The sequence below is a fragment of the Ornithobacterium rhinotracheale DSM 15997 genome (assembly GCF_000265465.1).
In the GTDB taxonomy this organism is placed as follows: domain Bacteria; phylum Bacteroidota; class Bacteroidia; order Flavobacteriales; family Weeksellaceae; genus Ornithobacterium; species Ornithobacterium rhinotracheale.
Window position 1 is genome coordinate 110,491 of sequence record NC_018016.1, and the last position, 20,269, is coordinate 130,759.

Below are 20,269 nucleotides of genomic sequence, written 5' to 3' on the forward strand. Positions count from 1 at the left end.
TTTAAATATACTTGCTATTTAAATTTTTTCATTATATTTGTGTATCTGAAATATGAAATAGTGAAGTATGAAGCTTAAAATAAAAGATATTTGCCAGGTGCAGTCCGGCTCATATATAAAGATAACGAAAGATTCTCATTTAAACAATGGTATCGCTTTAAACATAAGCGATTTAGATGATGAGTCCGAACTATCTCCTACAACAAAGCCAAACATCGAGATTGATGCATGTAATCCTAAATACATTATTCAATCGACTGATGTTGCTTTTAGTACGAGAGGTAGATATGTGGCTACTATTATACCTAAAGGCATTAATTATCCCGTTTTTATTTCAAATAGTTTTATCAAAATTACACCTGATACAAATAAGGTTTTGCCTGAGTACATCAAGTGGATTCTAAACCATCCAAAATCACAGGCTTTTTTTGAAAAAGAATCTAGAAATAGCGGTAGAATATCTTTTTTAAATTCTAAGCAAATTGAGGATTTTGAGATAGATTTACCTTCTCTCGAAAAGCAAAGAATTATTGTGAAAATTAGCCAATTACTTAGTAGGGAAAAAGCAACAACTACAGAACTAATAAATAAAAAAGAAATAATAACACAAGAAATATTATTTAAAAATTCAACATTATGAAAGAGGTAAAAACAAGTGACATCAAAAAAACCGTTTGGAGTGCGTGTGATACTTTTCGTGGGGTTATCGAGCCTTCTCAATACAAAGATTATATACTAACTATGCTTTTTATCAAATACATCAGCGATGTAAATAAAGAAAAGCGAGCTCAGTATGAAGAAAAATACAACGGAGATGCTTCTCGTGTAGAACGAGCCATGCATGCCGAGCGATTTATAATCCCAGAAACGAGTACTTTTGACTATCTCTACGAGCACAGAAACGAACCGAACATCGGTTCGCTCATAGATATTGCATTGGCAGATTTAGAAGAATCCAATCGACAAAAACTTACGAGCGATTCAGGTTCGGGCGTTTTTAGAAATATTTCCTTTAATAGCTCAAATTTAGGAAACGAAAAAGAAAAAAATCAGCGTCTAAAACAACTTTTAGTTGATTTCTCTTCACTTGATTTGATGCCTTCACATTTAGCCAACAAAGACGCTTTAGGGGATGCTTACGAGTTTTTAATCGCAAATTTCGCGAGCGATGCTGGGAAAAAAGCAGGAGAATTCTTTACACCGTCTGAGGTTTCATTACTTTTAGCCAAACTTACAAAAGGCAAAAAGGGCTCTACAATATATGACCCCACTTGTGGTTCAGGCTCGTTGCTCATTAAAGCCGCTCAGGAAGTGGGCAATAAAGATGTTGCATTATTTGGGCAAGAAATCAACGGAAGCACCTGGGCACTATCGGTAATGAATATGTTTTTGCATGGATTTGACAATGCGAGTATCCGCTGGGGCGATACCATTCGTAATCCGCAACATAAAGAAAGCTCCACATCTTTAGCTAAGTTTGATATCGTTGTGGCAAACCCTCCTTTTTCACTTGAAAAATGGGGGCAAGAAGAAGCTGAGAGCGATCCCTTTAATCGCTTTTGGAGAGGCATACCTCCTAAAAGCCGTGGTGACTGGGCTTTTGTTTCACATATGATAGAAGTAGCCAAAGAACAAAGCGGGAAAGTGGGAGTAGTGGTGCCACACGGCGTTTTGTTCAGAGGAAGTGCTGAAGGAAAAATCCGCGAAAAAGTAATTCAAGAAAATTTATTGGAAGCCGTAATAGGATTGCCTACCAACTTATTTTTTGGAACAGGAATTCCTGCCTCTATTCTCATATTTAATAAAGGAAAAGCTGAAAATCAAACCAATGTTTTGTTTATAGATGCAAGCCAACATTACCAAAGTGGAACCAATCAAAATGTGCTCCGTGAGCAGGATATTGAGAAAATTGTACAGACTTTTAGAGACTTCTGTGATGGGAAATTGCAAGAAGGAGTAGCTGAAGATAAATATAGCTATGTAGCTACTATTGAAGAAATAGAAGAAAACGATTTTAATCTAAATATCCCACGCTATGTTGATACCTTTGAGGAAGAAGAGCCCGTAAATATTCCTGAAGTACAAAAGGAAATTGATGCTCTTGAGAAAGAGTTGGCCGAAGTGCAAAAGGAGATGAATGAATATTTGAAAAAGTTGAATTTTTAATCATTTAGCATGAAAGAATCCAATATCATATTATACACCACGCCACAAGGAAAAGTAACCATTGATATTCGCTTTGAAGATGAGACTTTTTGGCTTACACAAAAAAAGCTGTCTGAGCTTTTTGATGTAGATGTAAGAACAATAAGTGAGCATTTACAAAATATATTTAAAAGCAATGAGTTAGATGAAGAATCAGTTATCCGGAAAATCCGGACAACTGCTGCAGATGGTAAAAATTATTTGACAAACTTTTATAATCTCGACGCTATTATAGCTGTAGGTTATCGGGTAAATAGTTATAACGCAACTCAGTTTAGAATTTGGGCAACAAAAACACTGAAAGAGTTCATTATTAAAGGTTTTATCTTGGACGATGAGCGTCTGAAACAAGGACAAGCGTTCGGGAAAGATTATTTTGATGAATTACTGGAACGTATTCGTTCAATACGAGCTTCCGAACGTAGATTTTATCAGAAAATCACAGATATATATGCCCAGGCAAGTATCGACTATGACGCCCATGCCCCGATTACTCAAAAGTTTTACAAGACTGTACAAAATAAACTGCATTGGGCAATTACTGGGAATACTGCCGCAGAAATTATTAGCCAAAGAGCCAATGCCGAGTTGCCTTATATGGGGCTAAAAACTTGGAAAAATGCGCCCGATGGAAAGATATTAAAGTCCGATGTAAGCATTGCTAAAAACTATCTGAAAGAAGACGAAATAAAGGCATTGGAACGAGTCGTAACCATGTATTTGGATTATGCCGAAAATCAAGCAGAAAAGCAAATCCCCATGAAAATGAAGGACTGGGTAGAAAAGCTAAATGCTTTTTTAGAGTTTAATGATTACAAAGTATTGGAAAATGCAGGGAAAATTTCAGCCAAAGTGGCTAAAAAACTTGCTGAAAAAGAATATGAAAAATTTGCTCCGATGCAAGATAAAACCTTTGAATCTGATTTTGACAAACAACTCAAAAAACTAAAAAAATGACACACACCACAACACATATACCCCAAGGCTACAAACAAACCCCCGTAGGCATTATCCCCGAAGATTGGGATGTGAAGAGGTTGGATAGTCAAGTATATATTGATAGAGAAAATATTACAGCAGATTATGCTACGGAATATATAGACTATGTAAGTTTATCAGATGTAAATATGGGAAAAACATATCCTAATAAAATAAAATTAAGTGATGCCCCTTCAAGAGCAAGAAGAATAGCAAGAAAAGGAAATATTTTATTTTCAACCGTTAGACCCAATCTAAAAAACTTTGCTAAGGTTGAGAGGGATTACATAATTGCTTCTACTGGATTTTCTGTATTAGAAGAAAAAGAAATTAACATTAATTTTTTACTATCTTTTTTATATTCTCACTATGCAGAAAAACAATATTTTGCTCTTACCGTTGGTTCTAATTATCCTGCTTTAAATTCAGAAGATGTTAAAGGTATAAAACTCCCCATTCCTCCCTTAGCTGAGCAAGAAAAAATTGCCGATTGCCTTACCGCTTGGGATAAAGCTATCGAAAAGATAACCGCACTTATTGAAGTCAAAAAACAATACAAAAAGGGGCTGATGCAGCAACTCCTCACGGGCAAAAAACGCTTAGACGGCTTTACCGAAGAATGGAAAGAAGTGAGATTGGGGGAGGTGTTGAAAGAAAGAAATGAATGTAATAAATGTAATAAAGGACACCTTAAAGTATTAACATCATCTAGAATGGGACTCTTCTATCAAGAAGATTATTTCAACAAACTAGTAGCCAGTAAATCTCTTGATAAATATAAACTAATCAAAACAGGAGATTTTACCTTTAGATCTATGAGTGATGACGGACTTTTCGTTTTTAATCGTCTAGATTTTGAAGAATCTGGGATAGTAAGTCCTGCATATTCAGTTTTTTATTGTGTTAATGTTAGTTCTGATTTTTTATATTATTATATAAATAACAATTATTTCAATAAATATTTAAAAAAAGCTACTCAAGGAGGAACTCGTCTCGCATTAAAATTTAATTCATTGAAAAAAATAAATATTTATCTCCCATCCATTAAAGAACAAACTGCTATTGCCGAGATTTTAAGTGCAGCAGATAGAGAAATCAGCTTATTGGAGAAAAAGAAAGCACACCTCGAAACTCAAAAACGAGGCTTAATGCAAGTGCTCCTCACCGGAAAAAAGAGATTGGTTTAAAAATAGTATTATGAGAAGAAAAAAATATACAACCATCGCTATTGCCTATGATTTTGATGGAACTTTGGCCCCAGGCAATATGCAAGAAAGAAGTTTTTTGCCATCACTTGAAATTGACAAAAGTGATTTTTGGAAAGAAAATAAAAAATTAGCAGAAGAAAATGATATGAGTGAAATACTATCTTATATGTTTCTAATGCTAAAAAAGCGACTGCGAAAAATGTTAAAATCACCAAAAACGCATTTGTTGAGCATGGAAAAGATATTGAATATTTTGAAGGGGTAGAAGAATATTTTAATAAAATAAATGAGTATGCAAAAGACAAGAATATTATTATAGAGCATTACATCATATCTTCAGGGCTTAGAGATATTTTAAAGGGAACAAGTATCCACAGGCATTTTAAAAAGGTTTTTGCTTCGGGTTATATGTATGATGCAAATGATGTGGCTGTTTGGCCTGCGTTGGCTATTGATTATACCAATAAAACGCAATTTCTTTTCAGAATAAATAAGGGGATTGTTAATTCTTGGGATAATTCAAAAATAAACAAATACATTCTCGAATCTGAAAGACATATTCCTTTTTCTCGAATGATATATATTGGAGATGGAGAAACTGATGTGCCTGCAATGAAAATGGTAAATTACCAAGGGGGTACATCAATTGCTGTTTATAATCCAAATACAAGAACAAAAGCAGGGAAAAAGGCAAAAAAGAACTGTGAGGAATTATTAAAACAAAAGCGAGCTACATATATTGCTCCAGCCAGATACACAGAGGATAGTGAACTTTTTGAAATTATACGCCTATGTATTGATCAAATTTCCACGAAAGTAGATTTATCTAAGTTTTCTAAATAAGTACAGCTATGCAACATATAAATTTCCAAGAAGATTATAGCTCACAGCTTCCTGCCCTGAGATTGCTTATCAATTCGGGGTATACTTTTTTGTCCCGAGAGGAAGCTATGGAACTGAGATATCATAAAACTTCCAATGTTTTATTAGAGCCAATTTTAAAGGAGCAATTGGCAAAAATCAATGAAATTCGTATTTCTTCTACCCAAATCGAAAAATTTACTCAGAGTAATATAGACGAAGCCGTAATACGACTAAAAAACATTCCATTTGAAGAAGGTTATATTTCGGCTACGGAATATATTTATGATTTACTCACTTTGGGGACCACTCTAGACCAAACCATTCAAGGAAATAAAAGGGAGTATACTCTGCAATTCATTGATTGGGAACATCCTGAAAACAATGTTTTTCACATAGTAGAAGAATATAGCGTGATGCGCACCGATGGCAAAAAAGAATATCGCCCAGATATCGTTTTGTTTGTCAATGGCATTCCTTTAGCCGTTATAGAAAACAAAAGAGAGGATTTAAAAGAGCCAATCAGCCAAGCGATTTCTCAACATTTGCGAAATCAACAATCCGACAAGATTAGAGGGTTGTATGTATATGCTCAAGTGCTAGTGAGCTGCGCCGTTGGTTCTGCCAAATATGCCACCAATGGCACTCCAGAAGAATTTTGGAATACTTGGCGTAATAAAGATATCCCTACAAGTGAAATAGAAGCAGTTAAAAACAGACCGCTCTCTGACGATCTTATTCAGAAAATCATCAAACCACGCAGTGAATCGCCTTTCTTCTCTAGAAACCAAGCGGATTTAATTGTACAATTATTAAAAGATACTTACACCCTTACGGAACAAGATATTTTGCTTTATTCTGTAAGTAGCCCACATCGATTGATGGATATGGTGCGTAATTTTATATTGTATGATAATGGCGTGAAAAAAATTGCTCGCTATCAGCAATATATTGCCATAAAAAAAGCCATGCGACAGATAAAAACCATAGAAAGCGGAAAAAGACAAGGAGGGGTGATATGGCACACACAAGGAAGTGGAAAATCACTGACCATGGCACTTATGGCAGAGGCGATTGCACGAGAAAAAAGCATACGAAATCCTAAAATAATCTTAGTTACCGATAGAACAGATTTGGATAAACAAATCACAGGCACTTTTAGAAATGTAGGATTAGAAGTTTTAAATGCCAAAACAGGCTCCAACCTTATTGAGATTTTGGAAAGCAATACAGATGCTGTAGTAACGACCATTATCAATAAGTTTGAAACAGCTGTGCGCGGTATCCAAAATCCATTGCAAAGTCATAATATTTTTGTTCTGGTAGACGAAGGACACCGTACACAACACGGAACGTTCAATATCAATATGCAAAAGACAATGCCAAATGCTTGTTTTATTGCTTTTACAGGAACGCCGCTTTTCAAAAAAGACAAAAGTACTGCTGAAAAATTTGGGGGAATAATTGACACCTACACCGTAAAAGATGCTGTAGAAGATGAAGCTGTACTTCCTCTTTTATATGAGGGTAGATATACCAATCAGGAGGTAAACGATAAGGCAATTGATAATTATTTTAATATGATTTCTGAACCATTAAGCGATTATGAAAGAGCTGATTTAAAGAAAAAATTCTCAGCCAGAAGTCACATTGCCGATGCCGATCAAAATATTTATGCCATAGCATGGAATATAACACAACATTTTGTTGAGAATTTTCAAGGGAGAACGCCGTTTAAAGGACAATTGGTTTGTAGCTCAAAACGTGTTGCCGTTAAATATTTTAATTATTTAAAACAAATCGGCAAAGTAAGTTGTGCTTTGGTCATGTCTCCACCAGATGACAGAGAAGGAGAAGATTCTGCTTACGGAACAACTGACGAAGAAGTGAAATCATTCTGGAATCGAATGATGGACCAATATGGTAATGCAAAAAGATATGAAGATAGCATCATTTCACAATTTAAGAACGAAGATTCACCAGAAATCATAATCGTTGTAGATAAATTATTGACTGGGTTTGACGCGCCTAAAAATACTGTTTTGTATTTAACGAGAATGCTACGAGGACATACATTATTGCAAGCCATTGCTCGTGTGAATCGTTTGTACCCAGATAAGGATTATGGATATATTATAGATTACGCTGGTGTAGTGGAAGAATTAGATAATGCATTGCTTACTTATTCGGAGCTATCCGACTTTGATAAAAAAGATTTAGAAGGTACTCTGACAAGCATTAAATCTGAAATAGGAAAACTAGAGCCAGCACATCAAGAGCTTTTGGATATTTTTAAGCAAATTAAAAATACCACAGACTTGGAGTTGTACCAACAAACTTTGAGAGATCAAGATGTGAGAGAAAACTTTTATAAACGATTAGCAAATTATGCCCGAATTTTAAAAGTGGCGCTGTCTTCTATCGATTTTCATAAAAATACGCCAGAGAAGAAAATTGAAAAATATAAGCATGATTTGAAATTCTTCATGAATTTGAGAACCAAAGTTGCTCAGCGTTTTTCAGATAAAATTGATTATAAAAAATACGAAGGGCAAATTCAAAAGCTTATCGATCAGCATATCTCAACGCAAGATATCGAGAAATTGACGGAGCTAGTTAATATTTTTGATGAAGAAGCATTCCAAAAAGAAATTGAAAAAACCATTGGAACGGCCGCAAAAGCTGATAAAATAGCCTCTAGAACTTCTAAACATATCAACGAGAAAATGGATGAAGATCCCGCTTTTTACAAAAAGTTTTCTCACTTAATACAAGAGGCGATTAATGATTTTTATCAACACAGAATCAGCGAATTAGAATATTTAGAAAAAATAAAAGACTACCGTGAAAAAGTTCTCACCAAGACAGATAGCTCTATTCCTGAAGAAATAAAAAACAACGCTGTGGCAAGTGCTTATTATGGCATTACGCATACATTTTTTAAGGATAAGGGGGTTGATATAGATGATTTTCAAAGCATTTTGGTGAAATCTTCTTTACAAATCGAATCGCTAATTGAAAAGGAAAAAGTAGTGAATTGGCAAAGCAATTCAGATGTTTTAAAGAAAATGACGCTAGAGATTGGGGACTATATTTATGATGAGATAAGCAAGGAAATTGGTATTGAATTACAATGGAGCGAAATCGATAAATTAACAGAAGAAATTGTTTCTGTAGCTAAAAATAGAGGCTAATGGAAAAAATCATATACGGAAAATCTATTATTGAGTTCAGTATAAGCTATTCAGATAGAAAAACTTTGGGGATTACCGTAAATCCCGATTTATCGGTAAACATAAAAGCACCATTGAATTCTAAAAAAGAAGATATTTTTAAAATTGTTGAAAAACGAGTGCCATGGATTCTGGAGCAAAAGCGTTTTTTTCTTTCTTTTGAACCGAGAAGAACAGAATATTTGTATAAATCTGGTGAGACGCATTATTATTTAGGAAGGCAATATCTTTTAAAAATCGTAGAAGGAAAAGCTGAAGATGTTTTCTATAAAGGGAGATATTTGCTAATTGAAACAAATGATAAATCTCCATTAAATATCAAAAAACTTTTAGATAGATGGTATAGAGATCGTGCAAAAATCAAGTTTGCTGAAATAGCAGAACCTTTAATTCAGCAATTTAAAAAGTACGAAGTTGAGCCCAATAACTTGTATATCCAAAATATGAAGTTTCGCTGGGGGAGTTGTTCAGCAAAAGGAAATATAATCTTAAATCCTGAGCTAATCAAAGCCCCTAAACCATGTATTGAATATGTCATTATCCATGAACTTTGTCACTTAATACATCAGAATCATTCAAAAGCTTTTTTCCAATTACAAAGTCGAGAAATGCCTGATTGGGAAAAATGGAAAGGAAAACTTGAACATTTCTTAGCATAAAAGAAAGAGCAGCCTAAGCTGCTCTTTTTTTACTTCGCGTCATAACCTTGTTTGAACTTAATAAAGGGTGTTGCATCCTTTGGGTTCGCTTTTATCCATTTGTTGATTAAATCTGTGTTTTGTTCTAATTCCGAAACATAACTATTCGGGAGAATTACTTTACCATCTTCATGTATTTCGTGCAATAAATCACTTCGTATTTCTTCTTTGGTTCTAATGCTTTGATCGTACCAACTTTTGGCCACATAAAATGTCGTAAACATTATAACCATTGATATCAAAGACAATATAACGCTATACCTTACAATTTTTTCATAAAACCCATTTTTCTGTTCATATTTTTTTTGCAGTTGAATTGCCTCATCGGACCAATCTACCTGAATCAGTTTGGGAGATTTTTCAAATAACTCTTGTCGTGATTTAACTTCTTTTTCAAATATTGAGGTGACTTTGTTCATGCCCACCTCTAATTGGCTAATCGTTTGATGAAACGCCGATTTTAATCTAAGCAAATCATCGTTGTAATGGGTTATCACTTGTGTTAGTTGCTCATTCTTATTGAGCAAATCACTAAGGACATCCATTTTAGTTATTAGTTTTTCAAATAATTGAGAGGGATCTACCTCATCGAACTCTTCTGATTGTAATTTTTCTTCTTTCATTTTCGTTTAAAATTTGTTTAATGTGTTTAATCTTTAATTTATTTGTCAATTCGGAGAGCTTGTAACCAGGCTCATAAACTCTTTTTGTATTGGGATTCAAGTCTTCAATTCGCGCGACACGCATACCCGAAACCCCAACTTTGCTGTTTTGTGATAACTTTAGCCAATACCCCAACTCTCGCATTTTGTTTTCCAATTCCACAAAATTTCTGGCAGTATTTAAAACCAGCTGTAAATCGTTAAGCATTTTTTCCTTTTTTTCTGCAGTAATTTCAATATCTGTTTTAATGCCTTTTTCTTTACATACACTTCGTACAGCCTCACCAAATCGCTTACCTATGTCGTGTGCTTTTACAGTACACTTTCCATTTAGATCTACTCGATTCACTACAAAATGGATATGCTTCTGCTTTGTGGAGTTATGTATGTCGAGCCTGTACTGATTTAGTTCTGTCACACCTATTTTTCTTAGAGATTGTATGGTTATATCGGCTAGTTCTTCATTGGTTAAGCTATCTCCTATATTTTTTTCTGGTGAAATATAGCCCGTCAATGCCCACTGCTTTATTTTTCTGTTTCGTTGTTTTACAATTTTCATCTCTTTAAATTGTTGTTCCGCATCATCGCCAAGTAATAAGTTTAGCCCTACTAGCTGTGCCTTGCCTAAATCATCACCATTGTATTGTATCGCAATTTTGCTTATTCGTCTTGTAGTGGCAGAATTATTCATTTTTTGTATTTTTTTCGTACAAATAATTTTTCATCAAGCGCAACACTAAATCAATTTCATGGATTAGCTCATGTTTATTTGCCATTTGGCTCCATTCTCTATTGCGTAAAAGATTCTTGATGCGTATAAAGTGATTGCCGTAGGAGAGTAAAACCTCATCTGTTTTAAATTCATTGACCTTTAATTCTTTTTCGGTTGCAACCATTCTCATATATTTTGATACACTTAATTGATGGCGTTTGGCTAATCTTTGGATTTTATGAAACTCGTGATCTGTAAATCTTGCCGAAATTACATGCGTGCATATCTGTGCATTTTTTCGTTTAAGTCCACCTTTGCGACCAATTTCTTTAAAGAAATTTTTTCTTGTTTCTTCCTCTCTTTTTTGTGCATTAGACTCGGCTGCACGAGCGATGAATTGCGATAAAAAATCTTTCGTCATAATTTATTTTATTAGGTTGTATTTAAATGTTTTCGACGATAGGAGAAAACCAAAAAGTCCCCATTTTGCAATAACGCGTTCACGCTTATTGTAAACATTGGGTACTTTTTGCACTCCCAACGAAGCGAACGTGTTTTTCTGCTTACTCATTACCATTTTTAGACTGGATAAATTCATTTAAATCTTTGTGGTTTTTATATAAAATCCGGCAGTCTTCCGCCTGATGAAATTCAGAAATAATTTCATCTGTTAGATTGTTTCCAGCTGTGTCATTGTCTAAATAAAGTTCAATTTTTGGATATTTTTTCATGACATTTTTTGCTTTAAAAAACATCGAAACAGAATTTAAAATCAGAAAATCCGAAGGCGGAAAAATGTTATTTTGGTTAAGCTTCAAAAAAGAAAAATAATCGGAGAAGCCTTCAAAAATTCTTAATAGTTCAGTCTTGTTTTTAATTGTGGTAATATCCTTTTTTCCGATACAAATTTTCGCATATTTGTTTCGGATTTCATGACCGCCAGAATCATTTTTAAATCCTATTCCGAAATAGTTTTTTCTTTTTACAGTATAATGGATTTCCGAAAGCTCATTCTTAAAATCTATCAGCTTTCGTTCATTTAAGTAATTCAGCAGAGCGGGGTGCGTGATCTTTTCGGTTTTTGTTAGGGTTAAATGATTTTCTTTTTTCTCAGCAGAAGAATCTTCAGTAAGTCTTGAAAAAGAAAAATCAAATTGAGCCAGATACTCTAACGCTGCTGAGACAGAACATTTTTTTATTGCCTGAACGATAGAAATATTATCATAAGCCTTACCGGTTCCGAAATCAAATGCAGTGTTTTTAATAAAATCAACGGATAAACTTGGTGTGTTCTCCTTTCTGTCCAGTGCATAGTAAAATGCGGTTCTTTTGTTATCCTTGCTTGGGAAAAGAGAAAAACTTTCCATGACGACTCTTATTGTGTACGTCGTCAAACTAAAGTTTACTGAGGCTAATATAGTAAACAATTAAATAAGTCCAAAACAATAATTTAATTTTCGTTGATTTAAAGTATTTATTTTCACTTGTTTTCTTAGTTTTAAGATTTGGTCTTGTCTACCTAGGTATACATCTTCAGGGGTTAAATTATTTAAAGCTTCGTGATATCTTTGCGAGTTGTAATATTGCACAAATTTATCAATAGCCCTTTCGAGTTGCTCTGGAGCATAATAATGGTGTAATTTGACTACATTTTTCATGGAACGATGATACCGCTCGATTTTCCCTTGTGTTTGCGGATGCAATGGTTTTCCATGTATGTGTCTGATCCCATAAGTGTCCATTAAGTAATCTTTGAGTTCCTTAGCAATATAACAAGGTCCATTGTCGGAGAGCAACACTGGCGGTTGCTTTCTATTTTTTATTTTAGCTTTACTGATGGCGTTATCGATGGTTCTTTTGACGTTTTGTGCAGTCATACTAGGACAGAGTTCCCAATGAACGATATATCGGCTGTAGTCATCAATGACGGTGGATAAATAATACCATCCCCAACCGATAATTTTGAAATAAGTAAAATCCGTTTGCCACATTTGATGCACGAAATTGGTTTTGGAATGAAACTGATCTGCTGCTGCCAAGAACCTATGCGGTGTGTCGGCCAATAATCCCTGTTTTTTCAAAATGCGATAAACGGATGATTCAGATATGAAAACGCCTTGTTCATCGATGAACCTTGTGGCAATGAGCCTTGGTGTTTCCTGGGGATATTGCAAGGCAATCTCAACGACCATTTGTTTGATTCTATCGGGAATGCTATTCCATTGTTGCTTTTGATTACGTTTCGCTTTAAGGCCATCAATACCATTTTGGCTGTAGGCGTGATACCAATTATAAAAGGTTCTTTTGTGAATGCCTAATTGCTTTAAAGTCCTATTAACGCCTAATTCAGAGTTTTTTACCACCTCTATAATCTCTGCTTTTTCTTCTGCCGTTAGTCTCATATATTTTTTAAATTGAGGGGTTAATCCAACAGATTTAAGCTTTTTTTTACAATGTCATAACGAATAACCAAATCGGCCAAAGACTCCTTCAATACGGTATTTTCTCTGCGTAAATCTTTGACCTCCTCACTGGTAGCTTCTCTTGTTTCGTTACCCGAAAGACGTTTCTTTCCTGCTTCAATGAACTCTTTGCTCCATTTGTAATAAGTGGCTTCGCTGATGCCATATTTTCTGCACAGCTCTGCTACACTGAGCTCTGCACGTAAGCCTTCCATGACGATTAAAATCTTTTGTTCTGCATTGTACACTTGTCGTGTATTACGGCGAACTTCCTTAATAAGCTTTTCGCTTTTTGTTTGTTTTTTTACCATGTTCTAAGTGGTTTTTGTAAAGTTAGTTTTTTCTTTTTTTAACTATACTATTTTTAACCTAAACTGGTAAACTTTTTGCTGACGATTTACAGCAAAAGCCCAGAAGAAATTAAAAAGCTTTGTAGAAAAACATAACCAAACTATTGCTACAAAGGCTAAAATAATGATAAAGCATTTTCTAAACAAAGTATATAATGCCAAAAAACTAAAAGGAAAAGCCAAAGCCATGGTAGTAACACAAGATATAGAATCTGCTATCCGCTATTATAAAGCTTTAAATGAAATTTTAAAATCAAAGGGAAATCCTTTTAAAATAGCCATTGCTTTTTCTGGAGAAAAAACCGTTGACGGTGTAGAATATACAGAAGCAGCACTAAATGGTTTTTCCGAGAATGAAACAAAAGATTATTTTGATAAAGATGAATATAGAATTTTGGTTGTAGCTAATAAATACCTTACAGGGTTTGATCAGCCTAAATTAAGTTGTATGTATATAGACAAACGCTTGCAAGGCGTACTTGCGGTGCAAGCTTTAAGCCGATTGAATAGATCGTCAGAAAAACTTGGAAAGAAAACAGAAGATTTATTTATCCTAGATTTTTACAACGAAGTAGAGGATATAAAATCATCATTTGACCCGTTTTATACTTCAACATCTTTAAGTAAAGCTACTGATGTAAATATTTTACATGAATTAGAGAGCACATTAAATGGAGTTGGCGTCTACGAATTAGATGAAGTAGAAGATTTTATAAACAAATATTTTGCGGGGGAAGACGCTCAATATCTCAGCCCCATCATAGATACAGCAGCAGAAAGATTTAATCAAGAATTAGAGCTAGAAGAAGATGAAAAAAAAGATTTCAAAGTAAAAGCAAAGCAATTTGTAAAAATCTATGGGCAGATGGCAGCTATTATCCCATTTGAAGTAATTTCGTGGGAGAGATTATTCTGGTTTTTAAAATTTTTAATTCCAAAACTAATTGTAAGAACAAAAGAAGATGATTTGATAGATGAGATTTTGGAATCCGTAGATTTATCTACTTATGGAATTGAAAGAACAAAATTAAACTATAACATAGAACTCGATGACTCAAATTCTGAAGTAGATCCACAGAACTCAAATCCAAGAGGTGTGCAGAATGAAACTAATGAAAAAAATGCCTTGGATGAAATTATAAAAGTTTTTAATGAAAGATATTTTCAACAATGGAATAAAGCACCTAAAGATCAAAAAGAAACGATGTTTAAAATTAATGAACAGATTAAAAACCACTCAGATTTTATAGACAAAGTGGTGAAAAATAATGATGTGCAAAATAAAGATTTAGCATTTAGGTTATTAGCAGATACTATTATGAAAAACCGCAGAAAAGATGAAATTGATTTGTATAAACTTTATGCAAAAGACAAGGTTTTTTATGAGGGGTTCTTAGATATCTTGAAAAGATTATCAGGAGTGTTTTAAATAACGAAAAATAGTATAAAACAAGGACAGTTTATTGCTGTCCTTGTTTGTTTTGAACACAATCGAGAATGATAATCATGAAAATTAGAATTTTGATGGATTTTGTGTTTTCATCAGTATGTTTGATTGGGGTTTTGATACAGAAAACACTCAAACCGAATTTAAACAGCTAAATCCTTTATTTTCGGTTGAGATTTCTTAATTTCGCTGCAAATCTTTTAAAATTCAATCATGATTAAAAAATCTTACTATATTCTACTTAGTATTTCGTTGTTAAGCTCTTGTGGCTCTATTCACCGTATAGATAAAGGGGATAGGCATACAACTTTTAAGAAAACGAAAGTAGATAATAGCGTAAGTGGGCGTGCAAAAACGGTTTTAGATGAAGCGCATTACTATTTTGGGACACCATATAAATATGGCGGAACGACTAAAAATGGCATGGACTGCTCGGGATTGCTCTGGAATTCGTACCAGAAAGTAAACATTCAGTTACCACGCGTTTCTCGTGAACAAGCCAATTATGGCATGAAAATCAATTTGAAAGATGTGCAACCTGGAGATGCTGTTTTCTTCAACACATCGGGGAGAGGGATTTCGCACGCAGGCATTGTAGACCGAGTTTCTGGGGGCGAAGTTTTTTTCATTCACTCATCATCTTCCAAGGGGGTAATGGTGAGTTCTCTAGAAGAGCCTTATTGGAAAAAAAGATTTGTGAAAGCAGTGCGCTACTTGCACTAAATGTTGGTATAATCTAATTCTTTTAATTTTTTGCGATAAAGGTTTAGCAATTTAGATTTAGAAATAAATCCTACAAATTCTTTCCCATTCAGCACGGGCAATACCCAAGAGCCCGTTTCTTCAAATTTCTGGAGAATCGTTTTGGGATTATCTTTCCCTTTGATGATGATGGCTGGTGGTGCCGTTGTTAAATCCATAATTGGCAAAGTCCCATATTGTTGCACCTCAAAAAGTGTTTTGCGGTGTTCATTAACATTTACTACGCCTATGAATTCATCATTTTCATTAATCACGGGAAAAACATTTCGTTTGCTCATCTCCACCAAGCGAACGAGTGCTCCTAGATAATCCGATTTTTTCAATTTATGAACATTGGTTTCCGTAATTTCGTCCATGTTCATATCAATTAAAATATTAGAATCTTTATCATGAGTTGTCAATTCGCCACGATGAGCCAATTCTTCTTTATAAAAAGGCAATTTAAAATAGTATCGATTAATCCCAAAGGCAATTACCACCACAAGCATAATCGGCACGATGAGCGTATAGCCGTTACTAATTTCTGCAATTAAGAATATCGCCGTAAGCGGTGCGTGCAAAACACCTGCAAGCAATCCGCTCATTCCGACGAGGCTAAAGTTTACTTCGCTGACATTAAATCCAAAAAGGTTTAAAAATTTAGCAAAACCATTTCCGAGCGTGCAACCTGCAAATAACGAAGGTCCAAAAATCCCCGCCACGCCACCAGCTCCCAGAGTAGTCGCTGTGGCAATGGTTTTGAGTGCACCAACGCTTAATATAAAAATCACAATGGTTATTGGATTATAAAATTGCTGAAAATAGGTATTCATCATTAGAATATCGCCATTTCCACGCAACATTTCGTTCATTTGTTCCGCCCCTTCGCCAAATATGGGAGGAAAGAAGAAAGTGATGACACCAATCGTTAATCCACCTAAAATAATCTTTAAAAATGGAGAACTATTTCGTTTAAAATATCGCTCGGTAAACTTATACATTCTCGTAAACGAAACCGAGGCAAATCCCGAAAAAACACCTAATAATACATAATAAGGAATGGCACTTACTTGAAATTCACCAATGATACGCACAGGGAAAATCACATCATTATCATTAAAGAAATATGAAATCGTAATCGCTGAGATAGAGGAGAGTAGGAGCGGAATCATGGAGCCTAAAGTGAAATCCAAAGCAAAGACTTCAATGGCAAATACAATTGCTGCCATGGGAGCTTTAAACAACGAAGACATCGCGCCCACTGCGGCACAACCAATTAGGAGCACACGCGTTTTTCTATCCATTTTAAAGTATTCGGCGATTTTGGTGGTAAGTGCGGCACCCGATACCACCGTAGGTCCCTCGAGCCCTCCAGAGCCACCCAAGCCCACTGTAAATGGCACCAAAATAAGTGAACTGTATGTTTGGTATTTTTCTTTAAATGTTCCGTGATTGGTAATCGCTCGCAAGGTGGCAGGGATTCCTTGTATCACGGGTTGTTTTATCACAAATCGTATGAATAAATAAGTGAAAAGCAATCCCAAACCTGGGAACAAAAAATAGTAATAATCGTATTTTCTAAACAAACCATGCATCAAAACATCGTTTACAAAAACAGTCATTTTAACGATGAGCAGGGCATAAATACCACTAATCAGCCCAATGATGAGTGCCAATAAATAAATGAACCTAAGCGGAGAAAATACATTATAACGCAATTTCTCTAGCCAGTGTTTTATCTTAATTACCAGCCTGATGTATGCAATACGATTAAATTTCTTGTGTGGCATATTTAAAATTAAAACTCGTGAAACTTTAAAAAAAAAGCCACACGAGTTTTTATCATTCAAAATTTATAAAAAAACGAATTTTTATTGATTTTCTTCTCTCGCTGCTTTTGCCTTTTTCTCTTGAACATCCAAGAAAAGCTCATCTAGCTGTTCTTTAGCAATAGGGGCAGGGGCATCAATCATTACATCACGACCACTATTGTTTTTAGGGAAAGCGATGTAATCTCTAATCGTTTCAGAACCGTCTAAAATAGAAACTAAACGATCGAAACCAAAAGCGATACCACCATGTGGCGGTGCTCCGTATTCAAAAGCATTCATCAAGAACCCGAATTGAGCTTTGGCTTCTTCATCGGTAAAGCCAAGTAGTTCAAACATTTGGCTTTGTAAATCTTTATTAAAGATTCTGATGGATCCTCCACCTATTTCGTTTCCGTTTAATACCAAATCATACGCATTGGCACGCACTTCACCTGGAGCGGTTTTTAATTTCTCGATATCTTCAGGTTTTGGCGAAGTAAATGGGTGGTGCATTGCGTGGTAGCGACCAGTTTCATCATCCCACTCAAGCAATGGGAAATCTACTACCCAAAGCGGCGCAAATTCGTCTGGTTTTCTAAGCCCTAAACGATTTCCAAGCTCCATACGCAACGCCGAAAGTTGCGGGCGCACCTTGTTTGCATCTCCAGACAAAATTAGGATTAAATCACCTTTTTCTGCTTGGCATTTTTCTGCAATTTTCTTTAAATCTTCTTCGTCATAGAATTTATTTACAGACGAAGCATAAGTTCCGTCTTCTTGGTATTTCACCCAAACCATACCTGCGGCACCAATTTGTGGTCTTTTCACGAAATTGGTAAGTTCATCAATCTGTTTGCGTGTATAGTCTGCACAGCCTTTTACATTGATTCCTACAACAAGTTCTGCCTCGTTGAAGATTTTAAAATCTTTGTGCTGAGTTACTTCGTTTAGCTCACAAAACTCCATACCGAAACGGATATCTGGCTTGTCGTTTCCATAGCGTTTCATGGCTTCTTGGTAGCTCATTCTTGGGAATTTGCCCACATCTAAACCTTTGATATCCTTTAATAAATACTGTGTTAAGCCCTCAAATACATTTAAAATATCTTCTTGCTCTACAAACGACATTTCACAATCGATTTGTGTAAACTCTGGCTGACGGTCGGCACGCAAATCTTCATCTCTAAAACATTTCACAATTTGGAAATATTTATCCAAACCACCCACCATCAAAAGTTGTTTGAAAGTCTGCGGAGATTGTGGCAATGCATAAAACTGACCAGGGTTCATGCGAGATGGCACTACGAAATCTCTTGCACCTTCTGGCGTAGACTTAATTAAAACTGGAGTTTCTACTTCGACAAAACCTTCATCAGAAAGGTATTGTCTCACTTTTTGCGCTACTTGGTGTCTAAAGATTAATTTGTTTTTCAAAGGATTTCTACGAATATCCAAATAGCGGTATTTCATTCTAAGCTCATCGCCACCATCGGTTTCATTTTCGATAGTGAAAGGGGGGAGCTTAGCAGCGTTTAGAATCTCAAGCGAATCGATTAAAATCTCGATTTCTCCCGTTGGGATATTCGGGTTTTTAGATTCACGCTCAAGCACTTCGCCAGAAACTTTTATCACAAATTCACGACCGAGTTTTCTTGCTTTTTCAAACAAAGATTTATCGGTGCGCGCTTCATCAAGTACCAACTGAGTAATCCCGTAGCGGTCTCGCAAATCTATCCACATTAAAAATCCTTTATCTCTAATGCCTTGCACCCAGCCACTGAGTTCTACTCTTTCTCCTTTATGGCTTAAATTAAGCGCACCGTTGGTATGTGTTCTATACATTTTTTAACTGAATTTATTTTGATTGCACAAAAATACGCTTTCTGTAGTATAATTAAAAAACTTAGTGCGTAAAATTTAGTTTTAGCCTATATTTTGGGGTAAATTTTGTCTTGCTTGATTGAACTCAGAAATTAAATTTTCCATGATTTTCTTCACGGGCAAAATCTCGTGAATCATCGAGGCACATTGCCCAATTTCGAGCATTCCCTCGGCGGTATCGCCCTCAAACATGCCCAGTTTTGCACGCCCCATGCCTTTCAATTTTTCTAAATCTTCTGGCGTAGCATGCTGAGCATAAGCCTTTAAAATTTCTTGATAAAAAGGATTTTTAATCAATCGCACCGAACCGATTTCTTTCAGCGTTAAATCCGTTCCGCCCTCGTCGGTTTTTAGAATTTCATTTTTAAAATTAATGTGCGCAGAAGATTCTTCGCTCATCACAAAACGCGTCCCAATTTGAACCCCCTCTGCACCCAAAACCATGGCTGCCAATATTTGCTGCCCCGTGGCAATTCCGCCTGCAGCAATCAGCGGTACTTGAATCGCTTTTTTCACTTCTGGAATTAGGCAAAAAGTCGTAGTTTCTTCTCTGCCATTATGTCCACCTGCCTCAAAGCCTTCTGCCACAATGGCGTCCACGCCTGCTTCTTGCGATTTAAGTGCAAATTTAACACTCGATACTACATGCGCTACCTTAACACCTTCTTTTTTAAGCGTTTCAGTCCACTTTTTGGGGCTTCCCGCCGAGGTGAAAACCACAGGAACCTTCAACCTTAAAATACTTTCCACATGTTCCTCGATATTGGGGTAGAGTAGTGGTAAATTTACTCCAAATGGCTGATTTGTAGATTCTTTACATTTTTTAATGTGATATTGTAACACATCGGGGTACATACTGCCAGCTCCCAAAATTCCGAGCCCGCCTGCGTTTGACACTGCAGAAACGAGTTTCCAGCCGCTAGCCCACACCATACCGCCCTGAACAATAGGGTGTTGTATATTAAATAATTGACAAATTCTATTCATTTTTCTTGTTGATTTTCAAGGGCTAAGTTAGTG

Annotated in this window: 17 protein-coding genes and 1 pseudogene; 10 read left to right on the plus strand and 8 right to left on the minus strand. The window is 35.5% G+C overall.

Annotation, left to right across the window (positions count from 1 at the left end):
* Positions 1-67 precede the first annotated feature (67 nt).
* The 8 genes from ORNRH_RS00545 to ORNRH_RS00575 all read left to right on the plus strand — a co-directional run bounded on the left by ORNRH_RS00545 (position 68) and on the right by ORNRH_RS00575 (position 9,144).
* The gene (locus tag ORNRH_RS00545; protein WP_014789968.1) at positions 68-640 is read left to right on the plus strand and encodes a restriction endonuclease subunit S; all 573 of its coding nucleotides are present in this window, start codon (positions 68-70) and stop codon (positions 638-640) included.
* Positions 637-2,166, plus strand: a complete 1,530-nt coding sequence (locus tag ORNRH_RS00550; RefSeq protein WP_014789969.1) for a type I restriction-modification system subunit M — start codon at positions 637-639, stop codon at positions 2,164-2,166. The genes ORNRH_RS00545 and ORNRH_RS00550 overlap by 4 nt, the downstream gene beginning before the upstream one ends.
* Before the next feature lie 9 nt (positions 2,167-2,175).
* A complete protein-coding gene (locus ORNRH_RS00555) occupies positions 2,176-3,162 on the plus strand; it encodes a virulence RhuM family protein (protein WP_014789970.1) in 987 nt (328 codons plus the stop codon).
* Positions 3,159-4,370 (plus strand): restriction endonuclease subunit S, encoded by a 1,212-nt coding sequence (locus tag ORNRH_RS00560; protein WP_014789971.1) that lies wholly within the window; start codon positions 3,159-3,161, stop codon positions 4,368-4,370. The genes ORNRH_RS00555 and ORNRH_RS00560 overlap by 4 nt, the downstream gene beginning before the upstream one ends.
* 10 nt (positions 4,371-4,380) lie before the next feature.
* Positions 4,381-4,656, plus strand: a complete 276-nt coding sequence (locus ORNRH_RS12430) for a haloacid dehalogenase-like hydrolase (RefSeq protein WP_221403028.1) — start codon at positions 4,381-4,383, stop codon at positions 4,654-4,656.
* A gap of 143 nt (positions 4,657-4,799) precedes the next feature.
* Positions 4,800-5,234 carry an HAD family hydrolase gene (locus ORNRH_RS00565; protein WP_375600444.1) on the plus strand — a complete coding sequence of 145 codons (435 nt, stop codon included), beginning with the start codon at positions 4,800-4,802 and terminating at the stop codon, positions 5,232-5,234.
* Between the two features lie 8 nt (positions 5,235-5,242).
* Positions 5,243-8,446, plus strand: coding sequence for a type I restriction endonuclease subunit R (locus tag ORNRH_RS00570; protein ID WP_014789972.1), 3,204 nt, complete (start codon positions 5,243-5,245; stop codon positions 8,444-8,446).
* The gene (locus ORNRH_RS00575; protein ID WP_014789973.1) at positions 8,446-9,144 is read left to right on the plus strand and encodes a M48 family metallopeptidase; all 699 of its coding nucleotides are present in this window, start codon (positions 8,446-8,448) and stop codon (positions 9,142-9,144) included. The genes ORNRH_RS00570 and ORNRH_RS00575 overlap by 1 nt, the downstream gene beginning before the upstream one ends.
* A 29-nt stretch (positions 9,145-9,173) precedes the next feature.
* On the opposite strand, the gene ORNRH_RS11470 is transcribed toward ORNRH_RS00575, so the two are convergent.
* The 5 genes and pseudogenes from ORNRH_RS11470 to ORNRH_RS00600 all read right to left on the minus strand — a co-directional run bounded on the left by ORNRH_RS11470 (position 9,174) and on the right by ORNRH_RS00600 (position 13,330).
* Positions 9,174-9,806 (minus strand): hypothetical protein, encoded by a 633-nt coding sequence (locus ORNRH_RS11470; RefSeq protein WP_014789974.1) that lies wholly within the window; start codon positions 9,804-9,806, stop codon positions 9,174-9,176.
* Entirely contained in the window at positions 9,769-10,536 is a 768-nt protein-coding gene (locus ORNRH_RS00585) for a relaxase/mobilization nuclease domain-containing protein (RefSeq protein ID WP_014789975.1), read from the minus strand. The genes ORNRH_RS11470 and ORNRH_RS00585 overlap by 38 nt, the downstream gene beginning before the upstream one ends.
* A complete protein-coding gene (locus ORNRH_RS00590; RefSeq protein WP_014789976.1) occupies positions 10,529-10,978 on the minus strand; it encodes a plasmid mobilization protein in 450 nt (149 codons plus the stop codon). The genes ORNRH_RS00585 and ORNRH_RS00590 overlap by 8 nt, the downstream gene beginning before the upstream one ends.
* Positions 10,979-11,120: 142 nt before the next feature.
* On the minus strand, positions 11,121-11,924 hold the full coding sequence (locus tag ORNRH_RS00595; RefSeq protein WP_014789978.1) for a toprim domain-containing protein: 804 nt from the start codon (positions 11,922-11,924) through the stop codon (positions 11,121-11,123).
* A gap of 60 nt (positions 11,925-11,984) precedes the next feature.
* Positions 11,985-13,330: pseudogene (locus ORNRH_RS00600) on the minus strand (IS3 family transposase).
* A 226-nt stretch (positions 13,331-13,556) separates the two neighbouring features.
* On the opposite strand from ORNRH_RS00600, the gene ORNRH_RS00610 reads away from it, so the two are divergent.
* Both ORNRH_RS00610 and ORNRH_RS00615 read left to right on the plus strand, forming a co-directional pair.
* A complete protein-coding gene (locus ORNRH_RS00610; protein WP_155814479.1) occupies positions 13,557-14,798 on the plus strand; it encodes a type I restriction enzyme subunit R domain-containing protein in 1,242 nt (413 codons plus the stop codon).
* Between the two features lie 231 nt (positions 14,799-15,029).
* The gene (locus tag ORNRH_RS00615) at positions 15,030-15,539 is read left to right on the plus strand and encodes a C40 family peptidase (protein ID WP_014789981.1); all 510 of its coding nucleotides are present in this window, start codon (positions 15,030-15,032) and stop codon (positions 15,537-15,539) included.
* On the opposite strand, the gene ORNRH_RS00620 is transcribed toward ORNRH_RS00615, so the two are convergent.
* The 3 genes from ORNRH_RS00620 to ORNRH_RS00630 all read right to left on the minus strand — a co-directional run bounded on the left by ORNRH_RS00620 (position 15,536) and on the right by ORNRH_RS00630 (position 20,236).
* On the minus strand, positions 15,536-17,347 hold the full coding sequence (locus ORNRH_RS00620; RefSeq protein WP_036600850.1) for a chloride channel protein: 1,812 nt from the start codon (positions 17,345-17,347) through the stop codon (positions 15,536-15,538). The genes ORNRH_RS00615 and ORNRH_RS00620 overlap by 4 nt on opposite strands.
* Before the next feature lie 81 nt (positions 17,348-17,428).
* Entirely contained in the window at positions 17,429-19,210 is a 1,782-nt protein-coding gene (gene aspS, locus ORNRH_RS00625; protein ID WP_014789983.1) for an aspartate--tRNA ligase, read from the minus strand.
* Positions 19,211-19,291: 81 nt separating this feature from the next.
* Positions 19,292-20,236 (minus strand): NAD(P)H-dependent flavin oxidoreductase, encoded by a 945-nt coding sequence (locus tag ORNRH_RS00630; protein WP_014789984.1) that lies wholly within the window; start codon positions 20,234-20,236, stop codon positions 19,292-19,294.
* Between the last annotated feature and the right edge of the window lie 33 nt (positions 20,237-20,269).

Coding starts and splice junctions, on each gene's coding strand:
- ORNRH_RS00545 (WP_014789968.1), top strand. CDS start 68: ATGAAGCTTAAAATAAAAGATATTTGCCAGGTGCAGTCCGGCTCATAT.
- ORNRH_RS00550 (WP_014789969.1), top strand. CDS start 637: ATGAAAGAGGTAAAAACAAGTGACATCAAAAAAACCGTTTGGAGTGCG.
- ORNRH_RS00555 (WP_014789970.1), top strand. CDS start 2,176: ATGAAAGAATCCAATATCATATTATACACCACGCCACAAGGAAAAGTA.
- ORNRH_RS00560 (WP_014789971.1), top strand. CDS start 3,159: ATGACACACACCACAACACATATACCCCAAGGCTACAAACAAACCCCC.
- ORNRH_RS12430 (WP_221403028.1), top strand. CDS start 4,381: ATGAGAAGAAAAAAATATACAACCATCGCTATTGCCTATGATTTTGAT.
- ORNRH_RS00565 (WP_375600444.1), top strand. CDS start 4,800: ATGTATGATGCAAATGATGTGGCTGTTTGGCCTGCGTTGGCTATTGAT.
- ORNRH_RS00570 (WP_014789972.1), top strand. CDS start 5,243: ATGCAACATATAAATTTCCAAGAAGATTATAGCTCACAGCTTCCTGCC.
- ORNRH_RS00575 (WP_014789973.1), top strand. CDS start 8,446: ATGGAAAAAATCATATACGGAAAATCTATTATTGAGTTCAGTATAAGC.
- ORNRH_RS11470 (WP_014789974.1), bottom strand. CDS start 9,806: ATGAAAGAAGAAAAATTACAATCAGAAGAGTTCGATGAGGTAGATCCC.
- ORNRH_RS00585 (WP_014789975.1), bottom strand. CDS start 10,536: ATGAATAATTCTGCCACTACAAGACGAATAAGCAAAATTGCGATACAA.
- ORNRH_RS00590 (WP_014789976.1), bottom strand. CDS start 10,978: ATGACGAAAGATTTTTTATCGCAATTCATCGCTCGTGCAGCCGAGTCT.
- ORNRH_RS00595 (WP_014789978.1), bottom strand. CDS start 11,924: ATGGAAAGTTTTTCTCTTTTCCCAAGCAAGGATAACAAAAGAACCGCA.
- ORNRH_RS00610 (WP_155814479.1), top strand. CDS start 13,557: ATGGTAGTAACACAAGATATAGAATCTGCTATCCGCTATTATAAAGCT.
- ORNRH_RS00615 (WP_014789981.1), top strand. CDS start 15,030: ATGATTAAAAAATCTTACTATATTCTACTTAGTATTTCGTTGTTAAGC.
- ORNRH_RS00620 (WP_036600850.1), bottom strand. CDS start 17,347: ATGCCACACAAGAAATTTAATCGTATTGCATACATCAGGCTGGTAATT.
- aspS (WP_014789983.1), bottom strand. CDS start 19,210: ATGTATAGAACACATACCAACGGTGCGCTTAATTTAAGCCATAAAGGA.
- ORNRH_RS00630 (WP_014789984.1), bottom strand. CDS start 20,236: ATGAATAGAATTTGTCAATTATTTAATATACAACACCCTATTGTTCAG.